The 16,594-nt window shown below is 62.9% G+C and carries 18 protein-coding genes; 13 read left to right on the top strand and 5 right to left on the bottom strand.

Going from position 1 to position 16,594, the window contains the following annotated elements; translation table 11 throughout:
- Position 1: 1 nt before the first annotated feature.
- The 4 genes from ACTJK4_RS04850 to ACTJK4_RS04835 are packed head-to-tail and all read right to left on the bottom strand — an operon-like array spanning position 2 to position 2,844.
- A complete protein-coding gene (locus tag ACTJK4_RS04850) occupies positions 2-1,330 on the bottom strand; it encodes a PilW family protein (RefSeq protein WP_440816436.1) in 1,329 nt (442 codons plus the stop codon).
- Positions 1,246-1,731: a type IV pilus modification PilV family protein gene (locus tag ACTJK4_RS04845; protein ID WP_343618270.1), complete on the bottom strand. Its 486-nt coding sequence runs from the start codon at positions 1,729-1,731 to the stop codon at positions 1,246-1,248. The genes ACTJK4_RS04850 and ACTJK4_RS04845 overlap by 85 nt, the downstream gene beginning before the upstream one ends.
- On the bottom strand, positions 1,718-2,323 hold the full coding sequence (locus tag ACTJK4_RS04840) for a GspH/FimT family pseudopilin (protein ID WP_440816856.1): 606 nt from the start codon (positions 2,321-2,323) through the stop codon (positions 1,718-1,720). The genes ACTJK4_RS04845 and ACTJK4_RS04840 overlap by 14 nt, the downstream gene beginning before the upstream one ends.
- Positions 2,323-2,844 (bottom strand): type IV pilin protein, encoded by a 522-nt coding sequence (locus ACTJK4_RS04835; protein ID WP_440816433.1) that lies wholly within the window; start codon positions 2,842-2,844, stop codon positions 2,323-2,325. The genes ACTJK4_RS04840 and ACTJK4_RS04835 overlap by 1 nt, the downstream gene beginning before the upstream one ends.
- A gap of 539 nt (positions 2,845-3,383) precedes the next feature.
- Here ACTJK4_RS04835 and ACTJK4_RS04830 point away from each other — a divergent pair.
- From ACTJK4_RS04830 to ACTJK4_RS04780, 11 genes are all read left to right on the top strand, one after another.
- Complete coding sequence (locus ACTJK4_RS04830) at positions 3,384-3,584, top strand: type IV pilus modification PilV family protein (RefSeq protein WP_232042209.1); 201 nt, start codon at positions 3,384-3,386, stop codon at positions 3,582-3,584.
- A gap of 1 nt (position 3,585) precedes the next feature.
- Positions 3,586-4,518: a PilW family protein gene (locus tag ACTJK4_RS04825; protein ID WP_440816430.1), complete on the top strand. Its 933-nt coding sequence runs from the start codon at positions 3,586-3,588 to the stop codon at positions 4,516-4,518.
- Between the two features lie 29 nt (positions 4,519-4,547).
- Positions 4,548-5,303 carry a pilus assembly protein gene (locus ACTJK4_RS04820; RefSeq protein WP_440816428.1) on the top strand — a complete coding sequence of 252 codons (756 nt, stop codon included), beginning with the start codon at positions 4,548-4,550 and terminating at the stop codon, positions 5,301-5,303.
- Positions 5,300-5,704, top strand: coding sequence for a type IV pilin protein (locus tag ACTJK4_RS04815; protein ID WP_440816426.1), 405 nt, complete (start codon positions 5,300-5,302; stop codon positions 5,702-5,704). The genes ACTJK4_RS04820 and ACTJK4_RS04815 overlap by 4 nt, the downstream gene beginning before the upstream one ends.
- The gene (locus ACTJK4_RS04810; RefSeq protein WP_322016283.1) at positions 5,692-6,273 is read left to right on the top strand and encodes a GspH/FimT family pseudopilin; all 582 of its coding nucleotides are present in this window, start codon (positions 5,692-5,694) and stop codon (positions 6,271-6,273) included. Before ACTJK4_RS04815 ends, ACTJK4_RS04810 begins: the two co-directional genes overlap by 13 nt.
- Positions 6,274-6,294: 21 nt before the next feature.
- A complete protein-coding gene (gene ribD / locus ACTJK4_RS04805; RefSeq protein WP_260802882.1) occupies positions 6,295-7,407 on the top strand; it encodes a bifunctional diaminohydroxyphosphoribosylaminopyrimidine deaminase/5-amino-6-(5-phosphoribosylamino)uracil reductase RibD in 1,113 nt (370 codons plus the stop codon).
- 6 nt (positions 7,408-7,413) lie between these two features.
- Positions 7,414-8,067 (top strand): riboflavin synthase, encoded by a 654-nt coding sequence (locus tag ACTJK4_RS04800; RefSeq protein WP_232042203.1) that lies wholly within the window; start codon positions 7,414-7,416, stop codon positions 8,065-8,067.
- A gap of 127 nt (positions 8,068-8,194) precedes the next feature.
- The gene (gene ribBA / locus ACTJK4_RS04795) at positions 8,195-9,334 is read left to right on the top strand and encodes a bifunctional 3,4-dihydroxy-2-butanone-4-phosphate synthase/GTP cyclohydrolase II (RefSeq protein WP_316878149.1); all 1,140 of its coding nucleotides are present in this window, start codon (positions 8,195-8,197) and stop codon (positions 9,332-9,334) included.
- Between the two features lie 81 nt (positions 9,335-9,415).
- Entirely contained in the window at positions 9,416-9,916 is a 501-nt protein-coding gene (ribH, locus tag ACTJK4_RS04790) for a 6,7-dimethyl-8-ribityllumazine synthase (protein WP_004629552.1), read from the top strand.
- 27 nt (positions 9,917-9,943) lie between these two features.
- Entirely contained in the window at positions 9,944-10,411 is a 468-nt protein-coding gene (gene nusB / locus ACTJK4_RS04785; RefSeq protein ID WP_012761449.1) for a transcription antitermination factor NusB, read from the top strand.
- Between the two features lie 43 nt (positions 10,412-10,454).
- Entirely contained in the window at positions 10,455-11,639 is a 1,185-nt protein-coding gene (locus tag ACTJK4_RS04780; protein ID WP_440816420.1) for a pyridoxal phosphate-dependent aminotransferase, read from the top strand.
- 79 nt (positions 11,640-11,718) lie between these two features.
- Here ACTJK4_RS04780 and ACTJK4_RS04775 read toward each other — a convergent pair whose 3' ends face one another.
- On the bottom strand, positions 11,719-12,906 hold the full coding sequence (locus ACTJK4_RS04775; protein WP_232042200.1) for a lytic transglycosylase domain-containing protein: 1,188 nt from the start codon (positions 12,904-12,906) through the stop codon (positions 11,719-11,721).
- Positions 12,907-13,444: 538 nt separating this feature from the next.
- On the opposite strand from ACTJK4_RS04775, the gene ubiD reads away from it, so the two are divergent.
- Together ubiD and ACTJK4_RS04765 are read left to right on the top strand one after the other, a co-directional pair.
- A complete protein-coding gene (gene ubiD / locus ACTJK4_RS04770; protein WP_260802886.1) occupies positions 13,445-14,956 on the top strand; it encodes a 4-hydroxy-3-polyprenylbenzoate decarboxylase in 1,512 nt (503 codons plus the stop codon).
- 123 nt (positions 14,957-15,079) lie between these two features.
- On the top strand, positions 15,080-16,591 hold the full coding sequence (locus ACTJK4_RS04765) for an NAD-dependent succinate-semialdehyde dehydrogenase (protein WP_232042198.1): 1,512 nt from the start codon (positions 15,080-15,082) through the stop codon (positions 16,589-16,591).
- The last annotated feature ends 3 nt before the right edge of the window (positions 16,592-16,594 follow it).

Raw genomic sequence — 16,594 nt, 5'->3', positions numbered from 1 at the left:
GTCAGCGCTGCAACAACGTGTTGCGCAAAGGAATCGTGGCTTCCAACACGCGGTAACGATAGTTTTGCTCCGCGCCTGCGAGCTTCCGTGTGTAGGCCAGCCCAGGTACATCGGCAAACAAGACCAGCGGCCCCGGGCTGACGACGCCCGTTGCGGTGGTTGCGCTGGCACTCGTCACGTATTGCTGCGCGCGTTCGGGCAACGACGTCCGCAGGATCAAACCAATACGTACCGCCTTGATCGCATAGAGATTGGCCGCGGCGGTCTGCGTGCCGTTGGACAACGTTGCCGCATCGAATGCGCCCGTCGGCGCTTGCCAGCTGACGTTACCGGTGTTGTTCGGATCGATGCCGTACAGGGCATGCATTTCCACTACGCCATCGGTAAGTGGGATTGCGGTATAACCGTTGCCCCCCGACTGCAACAGGTCGTAGAACATCAACGTGTTGTTGGCGCCTACGCCATACACCCCAAAGGCCGGCAAGTTGCCACCGCCGACATTGCCGAGGTTCATGGCAACACCCGTTGCCGAAACGCTGGCCGCATTGCCATCCTTGCCAACCGACGCGTCATAGGCTCCGGCCAGCGGCAGCTGCACGGCGACGTTGCCGGTAAAGCCGGTCTGCACCTGTCCGACATAGCAAGGCTGCACGTTGCCCTGGGCATTGTTGCGGTCTGCCATGAGCACAAGGTTGCCAGCATTGAAGGTCATGGTGTTGATCAGACTAAGGTTCACCACGCTTCCGGAAATCGTCGGTGCGGTATTGGAGAACTCGGTTGGAATCTCTCCATAGCCGGCATTGCCTGCCATCGTGATCAGCACATCAGAACTGCCGGTTGTCAGCGGTGATCCGTTTTGCACGATCAGCAGCGGCGCCAATCGGAACCCGCCCAACTGGCCCGACAGCTTGTCAAACGGCGGTGGAACCTTGGTCGGTGACGGGAGAATCTGATCACCCTTCAAATTGACATTGAGGTGGCAGCCATAGGTCAGCGGCCAGTTCTGCGAATAGCCCGACCCGGCGCTGCGGATCGCCTTGTCCAACTGGTACAAGGCAAACACACCGCTTTGGTTGATGTCGCTGACCGACATCGTGGTGCGCTTGCGCCCTTCCGACACACTCATCAGACCAAACACCGCGCCCACGATGACCATGCTGACGACCAACGCCACCATCAGCTCAATCAGGCTGAGGCCTGTCTGGCGGGCGGCGCGCAGTGGCCGCTTGGTTAAGGTTCGGGCGTTCATGGGAGCACCACCTGCGTCACGTACTGGCTCGTGCTGCTCATACCGGCGGTCGCGTTCACACCATGGGACGGCGCTTGCCAAGTGATGGTGATCGTCGCGATATTGGTCGTGTTATCAACAGACACCGAACCCGTACCGTTGGGCAGGCCGCCGAGTCCACTACCGACGGGGCTCGATGCGCTGGCCGTCCTGTAGCTCACGTTGGTGCCAACCATCGCTTGCCAAGCAGCGACAGACGACGCCGGCAGATTGACCGTGTGGTTCTGCCACATCGTGCTTGCCAGCTCATTGGCCAGCAAAGCGGCCCGATTGCGGTCCTCGGCGTCAACCGATACCTGCGAAGCACGAATCTGTGCCATCACCATGGCCGTCAATGCCACGGTCAGCAGCAGCATGGCAACGAGCACCTCGACGAGCGTCATTCCGCTCTGAGAATGACGGCTACGCTCAGCGCGATGTTGGGCGAGGTTAGCTGCACGCATCTGGACTATTCTGCGACAAAGACTTGCTTGGATCGCACACACGGACCGAACCGCCGAGGCTCACGGTCACGTTCAGTGCCCGCGCGGTGGTAGACCGGCTGTTCGTCACGTTGTAAGTCACCGTACCCGAGGAGGGGATGGTGCAGTTGTATGTGCCATCGTTGAGCGTGGTCAGCCGGCCCAACGAATTGAAGCAGACCGCCGCCTGCCCGGTCAGTTGAGCGTTCGGCGCGACCGCGCCAAGCGTGCCGCTTTGCACCATCAATGATGGCGACGTCTGGGTGTACGACTCGCCTGCTGTCGTGTTCGGGATCACGGTCACGAACCAGTTCTTACCGTTCGCCTGTGCCGTCACGCCCTGGTTCGGCACGCCGTTGGTCAGCACCATCGCAACCTGACGATGGCGGCGCGCAGCTTCGGCTTGTGCAACTCGCAGACCATTCTGCAGCGATTCGGCCGCAGTGCGCACCTGCGCATCCTGAATCCAGCTCGTAAAACTCGGTGCAGCCAGGAGCATCAAAAAGGCAAACACCGAAATCGTGACGAGCAGTTCAATCAGCGTGAATCCGCGGCGCCGGGCGCCCGGGCCCATCAGCACGACTGACCTCGTTTGGTCACCCAACATGTCGTGGAAGTGTTCCAGCCGGCGGGTGCCGCCGTCGTCTGCTGAACGTTTGCTTCATTTACCTTGTACGTGAAGCCCGCTGTGGTTCCGGAGCCCGTCGCGGTCATCGTGTAGGTATTGCCGGTGTTCCCGATCGTGCAAGCCAACGAAAACTCGGCCACAGCTGAAATCGCCTGACAGGGCGGGGTGAACGTCCCGACCGCCGCGTAGGTGCGATTGTCTTGGTAATACTGTTCCATCTGCGCGCGAATACCCGCGAGCATGTTGGTCACGTTGGCCAGCTTGCCACGCGTGATGTAGTCCGTATAACTGGGATACGCAATCGTAGCCAGGATAGCCACGATTGCCAGTGTGATCATGAGTTCGACGAGCGTGAACCCATATGCGCGTGCAATCGCCGGACGCAGTCGCCCCCTTCTGCCTGAAGAGGAACCCACTACATCGGAATAACGCGACACGCTTGCGTTGGCGCAGAGCGGCGCGGACATGTCAGTGCCGCCGCAAAATGAACGACGGCGAAAGAGTGACTTTGACCCTGTACATATAGCCCCCCGGCTGCTTGAAACAACAGGCGCAACTTGGTGAAAGACGCGCCCTTCCCGATTACCCGATTACGTTCTTTTGAAATTCTGCTGCCTATGGAATTCGGCAGGTACGGCGTCAATCTTAACGCTCGCAATCATGGAGGATGTGGTCAATCAGTGTCAATAGCCCGCGCCGGATGGGTAGGCGTCGCCTGTTGGGGCAATGCAACCGGGGACGGATTTCGTGGGTTTTATCGCTTACCAAGTACGGTTGCGAAAGATTCTCCCCGGCCGGGATCAATGACCACTGAGAAATCAGCGGCACCAACCAGATGCCTTCAGGAACCAGCATCAATTAAGTCGGCTTAAACGGCCAGGAGCGAGGCCAACACCCTACGACGCAAAAGGCCCGCGCCCATGATCGAGAGCGTATTGACCAGATATGACAGTTATACGGCCAAATTCAAACTAACTTGAGCGACTTCCCAAGTGTCCGTCAACTCATGCCTGTCCGCCATCACGTCCAGCGCCAACACGGCGCCATCCTGCTCGAATCCCTCGTCGCACTGGCAGTACTGTCCTTGTGTGCAGCGGGCACCCTAACCGCACTTGAGCGGATGGAGACAACCAGCCGAAGCCTGCGCCAGCTATCGGCCGACGTCCGAACGCAAAACACCCGCGTCGAATCCGCGAACGTGCGCTGACATGTGCCGCCTCTCTCATGCTCAGCGGGGCGCGACGTTGGTGGAGTTGCTGATTGGCATGCTGGTCGGGTTGATCGTGCTCGGCATCACGCTGCAAATGACACTCCTTGCACGTGCAAGCTATCAGCGCATTGCGGACGAAGCCCTGATCGAAAGTCGCGGCACGCAAGCGCTGGAATTGCTGACAACGGCACTGCAGCAAGCGGGATGGGTCACCGATTCGCCAGCAGCATCGCCAGAACGCCGATGGCCAGACGCGAACGCAACTCCGTCGATTCAAGGTTCGGACAGTTGCACCCCTCGCGAAGCGGAAGCCCTCGACTGCAACAGCGGTGACGTGCACGGAAGCGACGCCGTACTGGTGCGCTTTGCTGGTCGCAGCATGCAGGCCAACCCGCAGCGAGCTGACGACAGCATCATCGACTGCTCCGGCTACGGGGTCGCTGAGCGCGTCCAAAACGGCAGCGACGACCGGAGCGCTGGATACATGCTGCTCTACCTCACCCGAGCGACGGATCGAGAACCTCAGTTGATGTGCCGCTCGCGAAGGCACCAAGACGGTCAGACCGTTGCAGGCGGCTGGACATCTAATGGCATGGTCCGCGGCGTCGAAACAATGCAGCTTCTGTATGTGGTCCGCACCGCTGGCGGCACCTCGACCACCGCGATGTCTGCGCGCTCGCTAACCACCGAGCAATGGCGGCAAGTTCAAGCGGTGCACATTGCACTCGTCGTCCGCGGCGACTACAACGCGCCCAGGTCAGCCAACCAGACCATGCCCACACTTGCGCTATTTCCCAAGGTCCAGCAAGTCGAAGGCATCAACGCACAGGACCTGCGATTCACGCCCACCCAACCCCAACGCCGCCGTGCGGTCTTCACCGCGACGGTACGCTTACGCAATCCGCTCGCCTGTGACGTGGACGTATGTTGAGCGATAGCGCTAGGGTGCGTGGTTTTTCGATGATCATCGTGATGGCTGCGGCAGCGTTGCTCGGCCTGCTGACCATGGCGACCTTCCATCTGGTGATCGATCAGCGGCACCACACGTCTCTCACCGCCGATCGCGCTTTGGCCAAGTACGCCGCTGAAGTAGCGCTGAATGCGGCCGAGTGCGAACTGTCCGTCGCCACCGAGACGCCCACGAATCTCGAATGTGTTGCTGCCTTGCCGCAGGAACGTATCGCCGCTCTCGATCCGGTTTCGCGACGCGGCTTCTCGCCCGGGGCATGCGGCAGCGGCGCCACGCTCGGGCTATGCCAGCCGCAACCCGGCGAATCGCTCTGGTCGTTGGCGCAACTGCTGGAAACCCCCACCTTGGCGATAGAGATCGATGCTCACCTGCCGGGCAGCGAGCGCATTGCTGGCCGCGCTGCCCGGTACGTCATTGAGCCGATTCCGGACCGTTGGCCCGGCGAGGCTACGCAAACCGATGGCACCTCACCGCCTTCGTTGTATCGGATCACGGCCGCAGGCTTTGGCGCCGACCGTGCCGTCAGCGTCGTGCTGCAGACGGTCTTCCGCCCACGAATGCCGCGCAGCACATCCACGCCTCAGTCCACCACCGAATCTGCACCGCCAGTCATTCACTCCAATGGCACGGTGACCCAACTCGTCTACACCATCAGCAACCGGGAGGACACGATCGACACCCACGCGCAAACCTTCTTGCTAGGCCGCCTGAGCTGGCGTGAACTGATTGAGGAAGGCCTGCAATGAAGCATCGCCTTGCTGCATTCACGCTTATCGAACTCACGATTGCATTGGCTATCGTCGCTTTGTTAGCAGGCGCCGCGGTACAAACCTGGTCAGAACATCATGCGCGCGCGCGGCGGGCTGCGGTGCATGCGGCGCTAATGTCAACCATGGTGGCATTGGAAGGCGAATACGCGCAAACAGGCAATGGCTCCATACCTGCAGGCGTTCCGCAACACGTCCCCGGCTATAACCTGCTCGCTAGCCCGTGCAACGGCCGCGCTCCGGCGCATTGCATTGAAGTCAGCGCCCGACCAGTGCACCCGGATACCGACTGCGGCGCGCTTATCCTGCGCAACACCGGCGAACGATTCACGCAGATCGGCAACGACCGGCTGCCGGCATCGTCTGCATGCTGGCCATGAAGGTGTCTCGCCTGCGGACCGGGTTCACACTGGTTGAGCTCGTTGTCGTCCTGAGTGTCATGGCGATCCTCGCGGTGTTCGCGGCGCCCGCCGGCTTGAATTGGTGGCAACGCGAGACCGTCGTCGTTCTGGCCGACCGCTTTGTCAGCGCGATCGCACTGGCGCAGACCATGTCGCGCAGTCAGCGTGCATGGATTCACCTCGGCCCACTCAACGCACAGCAGGGCTGGTCATCGGGATGGGCGTTGTACATGACGCCCTCGCCGCGAACCCAGGCGACGCCGCTGGAACCGGGCACCGAGGCTATTTTGGTGCATGTTTCGCCTCCAGTGATGCCGCCGGTCCAATTTACGTTCACACCGTCGCAGCGGGATGTCGACACCCTGTCTTATGCACCTGTGGGATACTCGCGACAGCGCAACGGCAGCCAGCTCTACGGCACGCTGACCATCCGGTCTGGAGCCCATGTGCGGAGCGTCCGCATCAACTCCGCGGGCCGTGCCCGCATCTGCGATCCGGCCAAGGACGCTAAAACGTGCGGCACCGGCGCCTCAGCTAACGACGATTAACCCAAATTCCCGCTTTTTCCCATGTTCTCCGACTTCGACCACGCCATGATGCAGCGCGCCCTGGCGCTGGCCGAGAAAGGCTTGTTCACCACTACACCCAACCCGCGCGTCGGATGCGTGATCGTGCGTGACGACACCGTCATCGGCGAAGGCCATACGCAACCTGCCGGCCAGGACCACGCCGAAATCCAAGCCATCAAGGATGCCCAGTCGCGCGGCCAGGACGTGCGCGGCGCCACCGCATATGTGACGCTGGAGCCCTGCAGCCACTTTGGCCGCACCCCACCCTGCGCAGATCGACTGGTCGAAGCCGGTATTGCGCGCGTGGTCGCAGCCATGGAGGACCCCAACCCCGCCGTCTCCGGACGGGGCTTGCAGAGGCTGCGCGATGCCGGCGTGGACGTACGTTGCGGACTGTTGGAGCGGGAGGCGCGTGAGCTGAACATCGGTTTCGTTTCACGCATGACGCGCGGTACACCGTGGGTCCGCGTGAAGGTCGGCGCATCGTTGGACGGCCGCACCGCGCTGGACAATGGCATCAGCCAGTGGATTACCGAAACTGAAGCGCGCAACGACGGCCACCGCTGGCGCGCACGCGCCTGTGCCATCCTCACCGGCATCGGCACGGTGCGCGAAGACAATCCGCGGCTGACCGTGCGCGCCGTTAATACGCCACGCCAGCCGCGCCGCGTGCTGATCGACTCGGCGCTGGACGTACCGCTCGACGCCCATATCCTCACCGCAGATGGGCACCACGAGCCGACGCTGATTTTCGCCGCCCAACCCGAAGCCGGCCGCATGCGTGCGTTGAGCGAGCGCGGCGCGGAGGTCATCCTCCTGCCAAACGCTGATGGAAAGGTCGACCTGGCCGCAGTCCTGCGCGAACTGGGCCGCCGCGAGATCAACGAGCTGCATGTTGAGGCCGGCTTCAAGCTCAACGGCTCGCTGCTGCGCGAAGGGCTGGTTGACGAGATCCTTGTCTATCTGGCGCCCAAGGTGCTCGGCTCGGGCCAAGGCATGTTCAATATGGGGCCGCTGCAAACGCTGGAAGGCGCGGCCGAATTCTTCTTTCACGACATTTCGCGCATCGGGGGCGACCTCCGCATCCTGGCGCGCCGCAACCCGACGGATTGATTGCTTATGTTTACCGGAATCGTCGCCGCAGTTGGCCGTATTGAAACCGTCTCGCCGCTTGGTGACAGCGCCGATGCAGGCGTGCGCCTGTCCATCGACTCGGGCGGTCTGCCGCTCGCGGACGTGGCGTTGGGCGATTCGATCGCTATTCAGGGGGCGTGCATGACGGTTGTCGCCAAAACTGACAGCCGCTTCGACGTGGATGTGTCGCGCGAATCGCTCTCCAAGACAGTCGGGCTGGAACGCCCGGGCGAGGTGAACCTGGAGAAGGCGCTGCGCCTGGCCGACCACATCGGCGGGCACCTCGTGTCGGGCCACGTGGACGGTCTCGGCACGGTCACGCATTTCGCCCCGGTCAACGAATCGCACGAACTGCGTGTGCGGGCCCCGGCAGAGCTGGGCAAGTATCTCGCCTACAAGGGCTCCGTGGTGGTCAACGGCGTGTCGCTGACGGTCAATACCGTCCGCGACGACGCAGACGGCTGCGAGTTCTCGATCAATCTGATCCCACACACGGTGGCAGTCACCACGCTCAAGCATCTGAAGGCCGGCAGCCAGGTCAACCTGGAGATCGACCTGATCGCCCGCTACGTAGAACGCATGCTCACCCATGCCGCCATCGGCCTGCCCGTGGGCGCCAAGCCTCTGGCAGCCGTTTGAACCGCTGGCCCCACTGGCTTGGGGCCACCTTGGCGTACAATAGCGGGCTTCCCATTTACGCAGTCGCACGGCCCCCGAAATTAGCGATTTTCGGGCGTTGGCCAGCGGCGCGCACCCCTGCTACGCCATGTCGATCGCCACAGTCGAAGAAATCATTGCCGAAATCCGCGCCGGCCGGATGGTCATCCTGGTCGACGAGGAAGACCGTGAGAACGAAGGCGACCTGATCCTGGCGAGCGATTTCGTCACGCCGGAAGCCATCAATTTCATGGTCACGCACGCGCGCGGCCTGGTGTGCCTGACGCTCACCGAAGAACACTGCGACCAGCTCGACTTGCCCATGATGGCGAGCCGCAACGGGACGCAGTTCGGCACCAATTTCACCGTGTCGATCGAAGCGGCTGAAGGCGTGACCACCGGCATTTCCGCCGCCGACCGCGCACGCACCATTCAGGTGGCCGCTGCCAAGAACGCGAAACCGTCGGACCTGGTGAACCCGGGCCACATCTTCCCGCTGCGTGCCCAGAAGGGCGGCGTGCTGATGCGCGCCGGACACACCGAAGCTGGCTGCGACCTGACCGCAATGGCTGGCCTGACCCCAGCCGCCGTGATCTGCGAGATCCTGAAAGACGACGGCACCATGGCGCGCTTGCCGGACCTTGTGGAATTCGCCAAGAAGCACGGCCTGAAGATCGGCACGATTGCCGACATGATCCAATACCGCAGCCGCACCGAGAGCATCGTCGAGCGGGTCGGCGAACGCACGATGGAGACGCAGTTCGGCACGTTCCACGCCGTCGCTTTCCGCGATCGCGCGGCCGGCCGCGCCCATCTGGCGCTGGTGAAGGGCACGCCGACGCCGGACACCGAAACGCTGGTGCGCGTGCATGAGCCTCTGTCTGTACTCGACCTGCTGGAGTGCCAGCGCACGACGCACTCGTGGAGCGTGCCCGCCGCCCTGCGCGCCGTGCAGGCTGCCCCGACCGGCGTGGTCGTACTGCTCAATTGCGGCGATTCGGCAGACCGGTTGTTCACCCAGTTCTCCGCGCTGGATGCGCCGCAAGAGCGCCCGCGTACCAAACCCGATCCGCGCATTTACGGTATCGGCGCGCAAATCCTGAAGGAAGTGGGCGTCGGCAAGATGCGCGTGCTGGCCTCGCCGCTGAAGCTGCCGAGCATGGTCGGCTACGACTTGGAAGTGACGGCATATCAGTCAATGGCAGATGCCCCTGACATCACTTCCGCGTCATCCACTGCCACGCATTGAATCTCCCGCGGCAGCGGAGTCTGCCGCATCGGCTTTCTTTTTCTGACGTTGCCCGACTGGCAACCCCAACCGGAATACACCATGGACCACGGCTTCTACCCGACCAATCTCAACGGCGAAGGCCTGCGCATCGGCATCGTCCAGGCGCGTTTCAACGAGCCCGTGTGCGAAGCGCTGCGCGAAGCTTGCGTCGCTGAACTCGAGCAACTCGGCGTGGCCGGCGAAGACGTGCTGCTGGTGACCGTGCCGGGCGCGCTGGAAGTCCCGCTGGCCCTGCAGAAGATGGCCGAATCGGGCCAGTTCGACGCGCTGATCGCCCTGGGCGCCGTCATCCGCGGCGAGACTTACCACTTCGAACTGGTGTCCAATGAATCGGGTGCCGGCATCACGCGCGTCGGTCTGGACTTCAACATCGCCATCGCCAACGGCATCCTGACCACCGACACCGATGCACAGGCCCACGCCCGCACCCGCGAAAAGGGTCGCGACTGCGCCCGTACCGCCGTCGAAATGGCCAACCTGACCAACGACCTCGACGGTCTGCAGGATCACGGCCAGGACGACGACGGCGAGAACGAATAAGCGCTTCCTCGCGCAAAGGCTTTTCCCATGACGCAAGACAATTCCCAAGCCAAGACCAAGGCGCCCGCCAAGAGCGCGCGCCGCCGTGCGCGCGAACTGGCGCTGCAAGGTCTGTATCAATGGCTGCTCAATCGCAACGACCCCGGCGTGGTCGAGGCGCATCTGCAGGACGCGCAAGGCTTCAACAAGGCCGACCGCGCGCACTTCGATGCGCTGCTGCACGGTGCCATCCGCGAAGAGACCACGCTGACCGAGGCATTCACGCCGTACCTGGATCGCCCGGTTGCCGAGCTGTCACCGGTCGAACGTGCCGCCCTGCTGGTCGGAGCGTACGAGCTGGTGCACTGCGTTGACATCCCGTACAAGGTCGTGATCAACGAGGCGGTTGAACTGACCAAGACCTTCGGCGGTGTGGAAGGCTACAAGTACGTCAACGGCGTGCTGGACAAGCTGGCCGCCCAGGTGCGCGCGGTCGAGGTCGCTGCCCGCCGGTAATCCGGCGTCTGCTCTTCGCTTTACCTTTTCGCTTCGCTTCAAGATGGACGCCCACCGCCTGCAGACAGCCGCCCGGCTGGCCAATATCCGCGCCTTTCACGTGATGGAGCTGGCCAAGCAGGCCCGCGAACTGGAACTGGCGGGACGCAGCATCATCCACATGGGCATCGGCGAGCCGGACTTCACCGCCGCCGAGCCCGTCGTGCAAGCCGCGACCGACGCCATGCGACGCGGCGTCACGCAGTACACCGGGGCCTTGGGTATTCGCCCGCTGCGCCAGGCAATCGCCCGCTACTACCACACCGTTTACGGCCTCGACATCGCCCCCGAGCGCATCATCGTCACGGCGGGCGCGTCGGCGGCGTTGCTGCTGGCGTGTGCGGTGCTGGTGGAGGTTGGCGGCGAAGTCCTGATGCCCGATCCGAGTTATCCGTGCAACCGTCACTTTGTGGCTGCCTTCAATGGCGAGGCGAAGCTAGTACCGTCGGGGCCGGAAGAGCGTTTCCAGTTGACGGCCGCACAGGTCGAAACACATTGGGGGGAACGCACGCAGGGCGTGTTGCTGGCCTCTCCATCCAACCCGACCGGCACGTCGATCCTGCCGGACGAGCTGCAGCGCATCGTGCAGACGGTACGCGCGCGAGGCGGATTTTCCATCGTCGACGAGATCTACCAAGGCCTCTCGTACGACCAGGCACCGGTCTCAGCACTGTCGTTCGGCGACGATGTCGTCACGATCAACAGCTTTTCCAAGTATTTCAACATGACCGGCTGGCGACTTGGCTGGCTGGTGGCGCCCGCCGAACTGGTGCCCGAGTTCGAGAAGGTCGCGCAGAACCTGTTCATTTGCGCGTCGGCGGTGGCGCAGTACGCGGCGCTCGCATGCTTTGAGCCGGAAGCGTTGGCCATCTACGAAGCGCGCAAGGCCGAATTCCGTCGCCGCCGCGATTTCATCGTGCCGGCGCTGGAATCAATTGGCTTCAAGGTACCGGTCAAGCCGGACGGGGCGTTTTATGTTTACGCCGATTGCCGCGGCGTGAATCATCCGCATGCAGGCGATGCCGATGCCCTCACCCAGTCGATGCTGCATGACGCAGGCGTGGTGCTGGTGCCAGGGTTGGATTTTGGCCCGCACACGGCGCAGCACTATATCCGACTGTCTTACGCTACGTCGATGGGGCATCTGGAAGAAGCGGTCGAAAGGTTGGCCAAGCTGTTCGGCCGGTAAAACGATCTTCGCGCCTCGTCCAAGCAAAAAGGCCGTCCCGAAGGACGGCCTTTCTTATATAGGGCAGCCAAGCAAGTGATCAGGCCTGGCCTTGGGACTTGTCGTCCAGACGCGCCTCTTCCTGCTGACCTGTAGCCGGTTGCTTGTCGGCCGCCTTGGCGGCTTGCGTCTTCGCATCGGCTTGCGTCACGGGCGTTGCCGTCGCGACCGGTTTCACCGGTTCCCGCTCCGACGCCGCCGTCATCGGCGAACGGTGGCCGGTAGCCACCATGCGCAGGCGCGAACGCTCTTGCAACACCTTGCCGCCGTAGCCGCCGTCGCCTTGCGTGACCGCACCGACATACAGCTTCAGGCCGCCTTCAATCGATCCTGCACGCGCGATGCAATCCTTCAGCACCAGCGCACCGACCTTGATGTTGGCGTACGGATTGAGCGCGGCACCGACGCCGCCCATCACCTCGTACTTGTCCTGGTGGACCTTGGTCATGACCTGCATCAGGCCCTGCGCACCCATACCGCTTTCGGCGAACGGGTTAAAGCTGGACTCGATCGCCATCACGCCCAGGATGAGCAGCGGATCCAGGCCGACTTCCTTGCCGGTCTGATAGGCCGCCTTCACCAACTGGCCAGTGGCCGTGGCTGCCACGCGGTACTTGCGGGCAATGTATTCCGCCACCGCAGCCTGCTCTCGCGGGGTACCGGCGGTTGCCGACTCACGCGCGTCGCGGACGACTTGCGTGTTCGGGATCTGCGCAGCCAACTCGGCCACGGACGGCACCTTCGAGAGCGCGTCCCAACCGGCAGCCGCGACCGTGCCGCCCTGGGCCGTAGCAGGAGCCACAGCCTGAACAGCCCCGGTACCGGCGGACGGTGCAGTGGGCGCAAAGGCGACCGGCTGCACGCCAGCCGCAACCGCGGGTGACGGATTGGCCGAGGCAACACTTGTGTCGACACCCGGTGTGAAATGCAGCACGCGTTGAGCGACCGCGGCACGCCACTCGCTATTGAGCGAGAGTGCGACTGCAGCAACCACAGCCAGCAAGCCGATGCTATTGAGCACGACATGCCCGCTGCGGAACACCAGCAGCACGCCAGGATGCAACTCATTGCGGGACGCGGCAGCGCCCCCTGCGTTCAACTCCATGCGCAGCTTACGAGGCAGCGCAACTTGACCTGCACGCGCGAGGCGGCGGCCAACCGGGGCGACGAGCCGGCGTTGCAGCGCCGATCCGATCCCGGAAGAATGAAGGGTTTTCCAACCGTTCATACTTACCTCCGTCCGCTGCGCAGATCCGGTAGACGCCTTTCTTTTGCATGGCGCCGTGCGTTTCGATCGCAACGGTTTTTAGTAAGGATGCCGCGCTGTTGCAGTCAGCCGGCATCTGTTGGGGGCACTCCCCTAGTGCCCAGAGAAATGCGGGCCGTGTCCTTGGGGAGGTCACGTCCCGCAGCGATGCTGATGTGTTCTGGTGTCGCCCCTCATACGTTGGAGAGTTGGGCGATGGCATTAGCCGAAAACATGTTGCGTTGCAACAATTACCAGATCGGATTGGATTGTAGGAAGCGCGTTATTCCAAGTCAATCATAAAGAAGTAAGTTTTTATATCCAAAAGTTATGACTTGGCCCGCATTGTTGGGACTAGCTGACCTGCGATGCGTTCTGTCATCAGGGGGTCGCGCGGTTTTGGCCGTACAATCGCGGCCACCCCGCCTACACCAAAAAAAATGTCGCCCCGACGACCATTTGGGGGGCCAGCCCCTCCGCGTGATAGGCGATCCACCTTACCTTTGGTTACAAAATCTCCATGCAATACAGGGACTTACGTGACTTTCTCGCCCAGCTCGAGCGCACGGGCGAACTGCGCCGCGTGCGCCAGCCGGTGTCACCGCGCCTGGAAATGACCGAAGTCTGTGACCGCCTGCTGCGCTCCGAAGGCCCGGCGGTAGTCTTTGAGCAACCGGTGGACGGCGCACAGAAGTACGACATACCGGTGCTGGCTAACTTGTTTGGCACCACGCGCCGCGTGGCGCTGGGCATGGGCGCGGAGTCGCTTGATGAACTGCGTGACGTGGGCCGGCTCCTCTCTGCGTTGAAAGAGCCCGAACCGCCGCGCGGTCTGCGTGAAGCCGGCAAGCTGTGGACAATGGCCAAGGCCGTGTGGGACATGGCGCCGCGCAAGGTGTCGTCGCCAGCGTGCCAAGAGGTCGTGTGGGAAGGGAATGACGTCGACCTCTCGCGCATTCCCGTACAGACGTGCTGGCCCGGCGATGCTGCGCCGCTTGTCACATGGGGGCTGGTCATCACGCGCGGGCCGCACAAGAAGCGGCAGAACCTCGGCATCTACCGACAGCAGGTCATCAGTCGCAACCAGCTCATCATGCGTTGGCTGGCGCACCGGGGCGGCGCGCTGGATTTCCGCGAGCACGCCATCGCGAATCCGGGCCAGCCGTTTCCGATTGCGGTGGCGCTGGGTGCCGACCCGGCCACGATTCTCGGCGCAGTGACGCCGGTGCCGGATACGTTATCTGAGTATCAGTTTGCGGGGCTGCTGCGCGGCAGCCGGACTGAGCTTGGGACATGCCTGACGCCTTCGCTCGCGCAGGCACAGTTGCAAGTGCCGGCCAGCGCAGAAATCATCCTTGAAGGCCACATCCAGCCGGATCCGACGCACCCGAGCGGCTATCAGCATGCGCTCGAAGGCCCCTTCGGCGATCACACCGGCTATTACAACGAGCAGGACTGGTTCCCGGTGTTCACGGTCGAGCGCATCACGATGCGCCGCGACCCGATCTATCACTCTACGTATACAGGCAAGCCGCCCGATGAACCCGCCGTGCTCGGCGTGGCGCTCAACGAAGTGTTCGTGCCGCTGCTGCAGAAGCAGTTTCCGGAGATCGCCGATTTCTATCTGCCGCCCGAGGGCTGCAGCTACCGCATGGCGCTGGTCAGCATGAAGAAGCAATACGCCGGCCACGCCAAACGCGTGATGTTCGGCGTGTGGAGCTTCCTGCGGCAGTTCATGTATACGAAGTTCATCGTGGTGGTGGACGACGATGTGAATCTGCGCGACTGGAAGGAAGTGATCTGGGCGATCACGACCCGCGTGGACCCGGCGCGCGACACGGTCATGGTGGAAAACACGCCGATCGACTATCTGGACTTTGCGTCGCCCGTGTCTGGCCTGGGCTCCAAGATGGGGATCGATGCCACCAACAAATGGCCGGGCGAAACCACCCGCGAATGGGGCCAACCCATCGTCATGGATGCCGCCGTCAAGGCCCGTGTCGACACCATGTGGGACACGCTCTTCCAATAACCACAAGGCCTGGCGGCCCAGTCTGCGAGCGAACGATCGTTCGGTTATTCTTAGCGAGTTAAGCGACTGCTGCATCTAAAAGGCAGGCCTTCCGGTCTGCCTGCTTCCTTTTCGGAGACCGCCATGGCCGAAGCACTCGACTCTTCCCGCACCGCCGCCAACGCGCTGGAGCGCATCAAAGACCGCACGCTCGTCAAAACGCAGTCCTACGTGGACGGCGCATGGACCGACGCAGCAGACGGCACGACTTTCCCCGTCTACGACCCTGCCACCAACGCACACCTGACCGACGTCGCCAATCTCGGCCACGCAGAAACACTGCGCGCCATCGACGCAGCCAATGCGGCGTGGCCCGCGTGGCGCGAGCTGACAGGCAAGGAGCGCGCCGGCCTGATGCGCCGCTGGTTCGATCTGCTGATCGCCAATGCCGACGACCTCGCCGCGCTGATGACCGCCGAACAAGGCAAGCCGCTGGCCGAAGCCAAGGGCGAAATCGTCTATGGCGCGTCGTTCATCGAATGGTTTGCCGAAGAGGCCAAGCGCGTCTCCGGCGACGTGATGGCCAGCACTTGGCGCGACAAGCGCATGGTCGTGCTCAAGCAGCCGGTGGGCGTGTGCGCGTCCATCACGCCGTGGAACTTCCCGTTGGCGATGATCACCCGCAAGGTGGCGCCGGCCATGGCGGCAGGCTGCACCATCGTCATCAAGCCGGCCGAACAGACACCGCTGTCCGCTCTGGCAATGGCTGAACTGGCGCACCGCGCGGGCATTCCGAAGGGCGTGGTCAACGTCGTGACGGGTGACGCGGATCGCTCGATCGCCATCGGCAAGGCCCTGTGCGAATCGCCGATCGTGCGGCATCTGTCGTTCACGGGCTCGACGCCGGTGGGCCGCATCCTGATGCAGCAGTGCTCGCCGACGGTGAAGAAGGTGGCGCTTGAGCTGGGCGGCCATGCGCCGTTTATCGTGTTCGACGACGCCGACATCGATGCCGCCGTGGAAGGCGCAGTGCAGTCGAAATACCGCAACGCGGGCCAGACCTGCGTGTGTACGAACCGCTTCTACGTGCATGCCTCGGTGTACGACGCGTTTGTCGAGAAGCTCTCGGCCAAGGTGCGCGGCATCAAGGTTGGAAACGGTTTCGAATCTGGCGTGGTGCAAGGCCCGCTGATCGACGACCAGGCCGTGGAGAAAGTGCAGCGCCACATTGACGACGCGACGCAGAAAGGCGCGCGCCTGACGGCCGGCGGTAAGCTGATGCAGGGCTTCGGCTCGCAGCGTTTCGTCGAGCCCACGGTGCTGGCCGATGCCACGCCCGACATGCTGATCGCGCGCGAAGAAACCTTCGGCCCCGTCTCCGCCATCTTCAAGTTCCAGGACGAGGCGGAAGTCGTGCGCCTGGCCAACGACACCGAATTTGGCCTGGCCTCGTACTTCTTCAGCCGCGACATCGGCCGCATCTGGCGCGTGGCCGAGCAGCTCGAGTACGGCATGGTCGGCATCAACACGGGGCTCATTTCGAACGAGGTGGCGCCGTTTGGCGGCATCAAGCAATCGGGGCTGGGCCGCGAAGGTTCGGTCTACGGCATCGACGAGTACCTCGAACTCAAGTATCTGTGCATGGGCGGCATCTGAACC

It is taken from the genome of Ralstonia sp. 22111 (genome assembly GCF_052045895.1).
Classification (GTDB): Bacteria; Pseudomonadota; Gammaproteobacteria; order Burkholderiales; family Burkholderiaceae; genus Ralstonia; species Ralstonia wenshanensis.
The sequence above is the reverse complement of the archived record's forward strand: the minus strand, read 5'-3'. Positions and strand labels throughout refer to the sequence as shown.

Bases quoted from the DNA above. Each gene is read 5' to 3' on its own strand.
- ACTJK4_RS04835 (WP_440816433.1), bottom strand. From the start codon at position 2,844: ATGTCCGCGCCGCTCTGCGCCAACGCAAGCGTGTCGCGTTATTCCGAT.
- ACTJK4_RS04765 (WP_232042198.1), top strand. From the start codon at position 15,080: ATGGCCGAAGCACTCGACTCTTCCCGCACCGCCGCCAACGCGCTGGAG.
- ribH (WP_004629552.1), top strand. From the start codon at position 9,416: ATGGACCACGGCTTCTACCCGACCAATCTCAACGGCGAAGGCCTGCGC.
- ACTJK4_RS04815 (WP_440816426.1), top strand. From the start codon at position 5,300: ATGAAGCATCGCCTTGCTGCATTCACGCTTATCGAACTCACGATTGCA.
- ribBA (WP_316878149.1), top strand. From the start codon at position 8,195: ATGTCGATCGCCACAGTCGAAGAAATCATTGCCGAAATCCGCGCCGGC.
- ACTJK4_RS04775 (WP_232042200.1), bottom strand. From the start codon at position 12,906: ATGAACGGTTGGAAAACCCTTCATTCTTCCGGGATCGGATCGGCGCTG.
- ACTJK4_RS04800 (WP_232042203.1), top strand. From the start codon at position 7,414: ATGTTTACCGGAATCGTCGCCGCAGTTGGCCGTATTGAAACCGTCTCG.
- ribD (WP_260802882.1), top strand. From the start codon at position 6,295: ATGTTCTCCGACTTCGACCACGCCATGATGCAGCGCGCCCTGGCGCTG.
- ACTJK4_RS04780 (WP_440816420.1), top strand. From the start codon at position 10,455: ATGGACGCCCACCGCCTGCAGACAGCCGCCCGGCTGGCCAATATCCGC.
- ACTJK4_RS04830 (WP_232042209.1), top strand. From the start codon at position 3,384: ATGCCTGTCCGCCATCACGTCCAGCGCCAACACGGCGCCATCCTGCTC.
- ubiD (WP_260802886.1), top strand. From the start codon at position 13,445: ATGCAATACAGGGACTTACGTGACTTTCTCGCCCAGCTCGAGCGCACG.
- ACTJK4_RS04845 (WP_343618270.1), bottom strand. From the start codon at position 1,731: ATGCGTGCAGCTAACCTCGCCCAACATCGCGCTGAGCGTAGCCGTCAT.
- ACTJK4_RS04810 (WP_322016283.1), top strand. From the start codon at position 5,692: ATGCTGGCCATGAAGGTGTCTCGCCTGCGGACCGGGTTCACACTGGTT.
- ACTJK4_RS04820 (WP_440816428.1), top strand. From the start codon at position 4,548: ATGATCATCGTGATGGCTGCGGCAGCGTTGCTCGGCCTGCTGACCATG.
- nusB (WP_012761449.1), top strand. From the start codon at position 9,944: ATGACGCAAGACAATTCCCAAGCCAAGACCAAGGCGCCCGCCAAGAGC.
- ACTJK4_RS04840 (WP_440816856.1), bottom strand. From the start codon at position 2,323: ATGGGCCCGGGCGCCCGGCGCCGCGGATTCACGCTGATTGAACTGCTC.
- ACTJK4_RS04825 (WP_440816430.1), top strand. From the start codon at position 3,586: ATGTGCCGCCTCTCTCATGCTCAGCGGGGCGCGACGTTGGTGGAGTTG.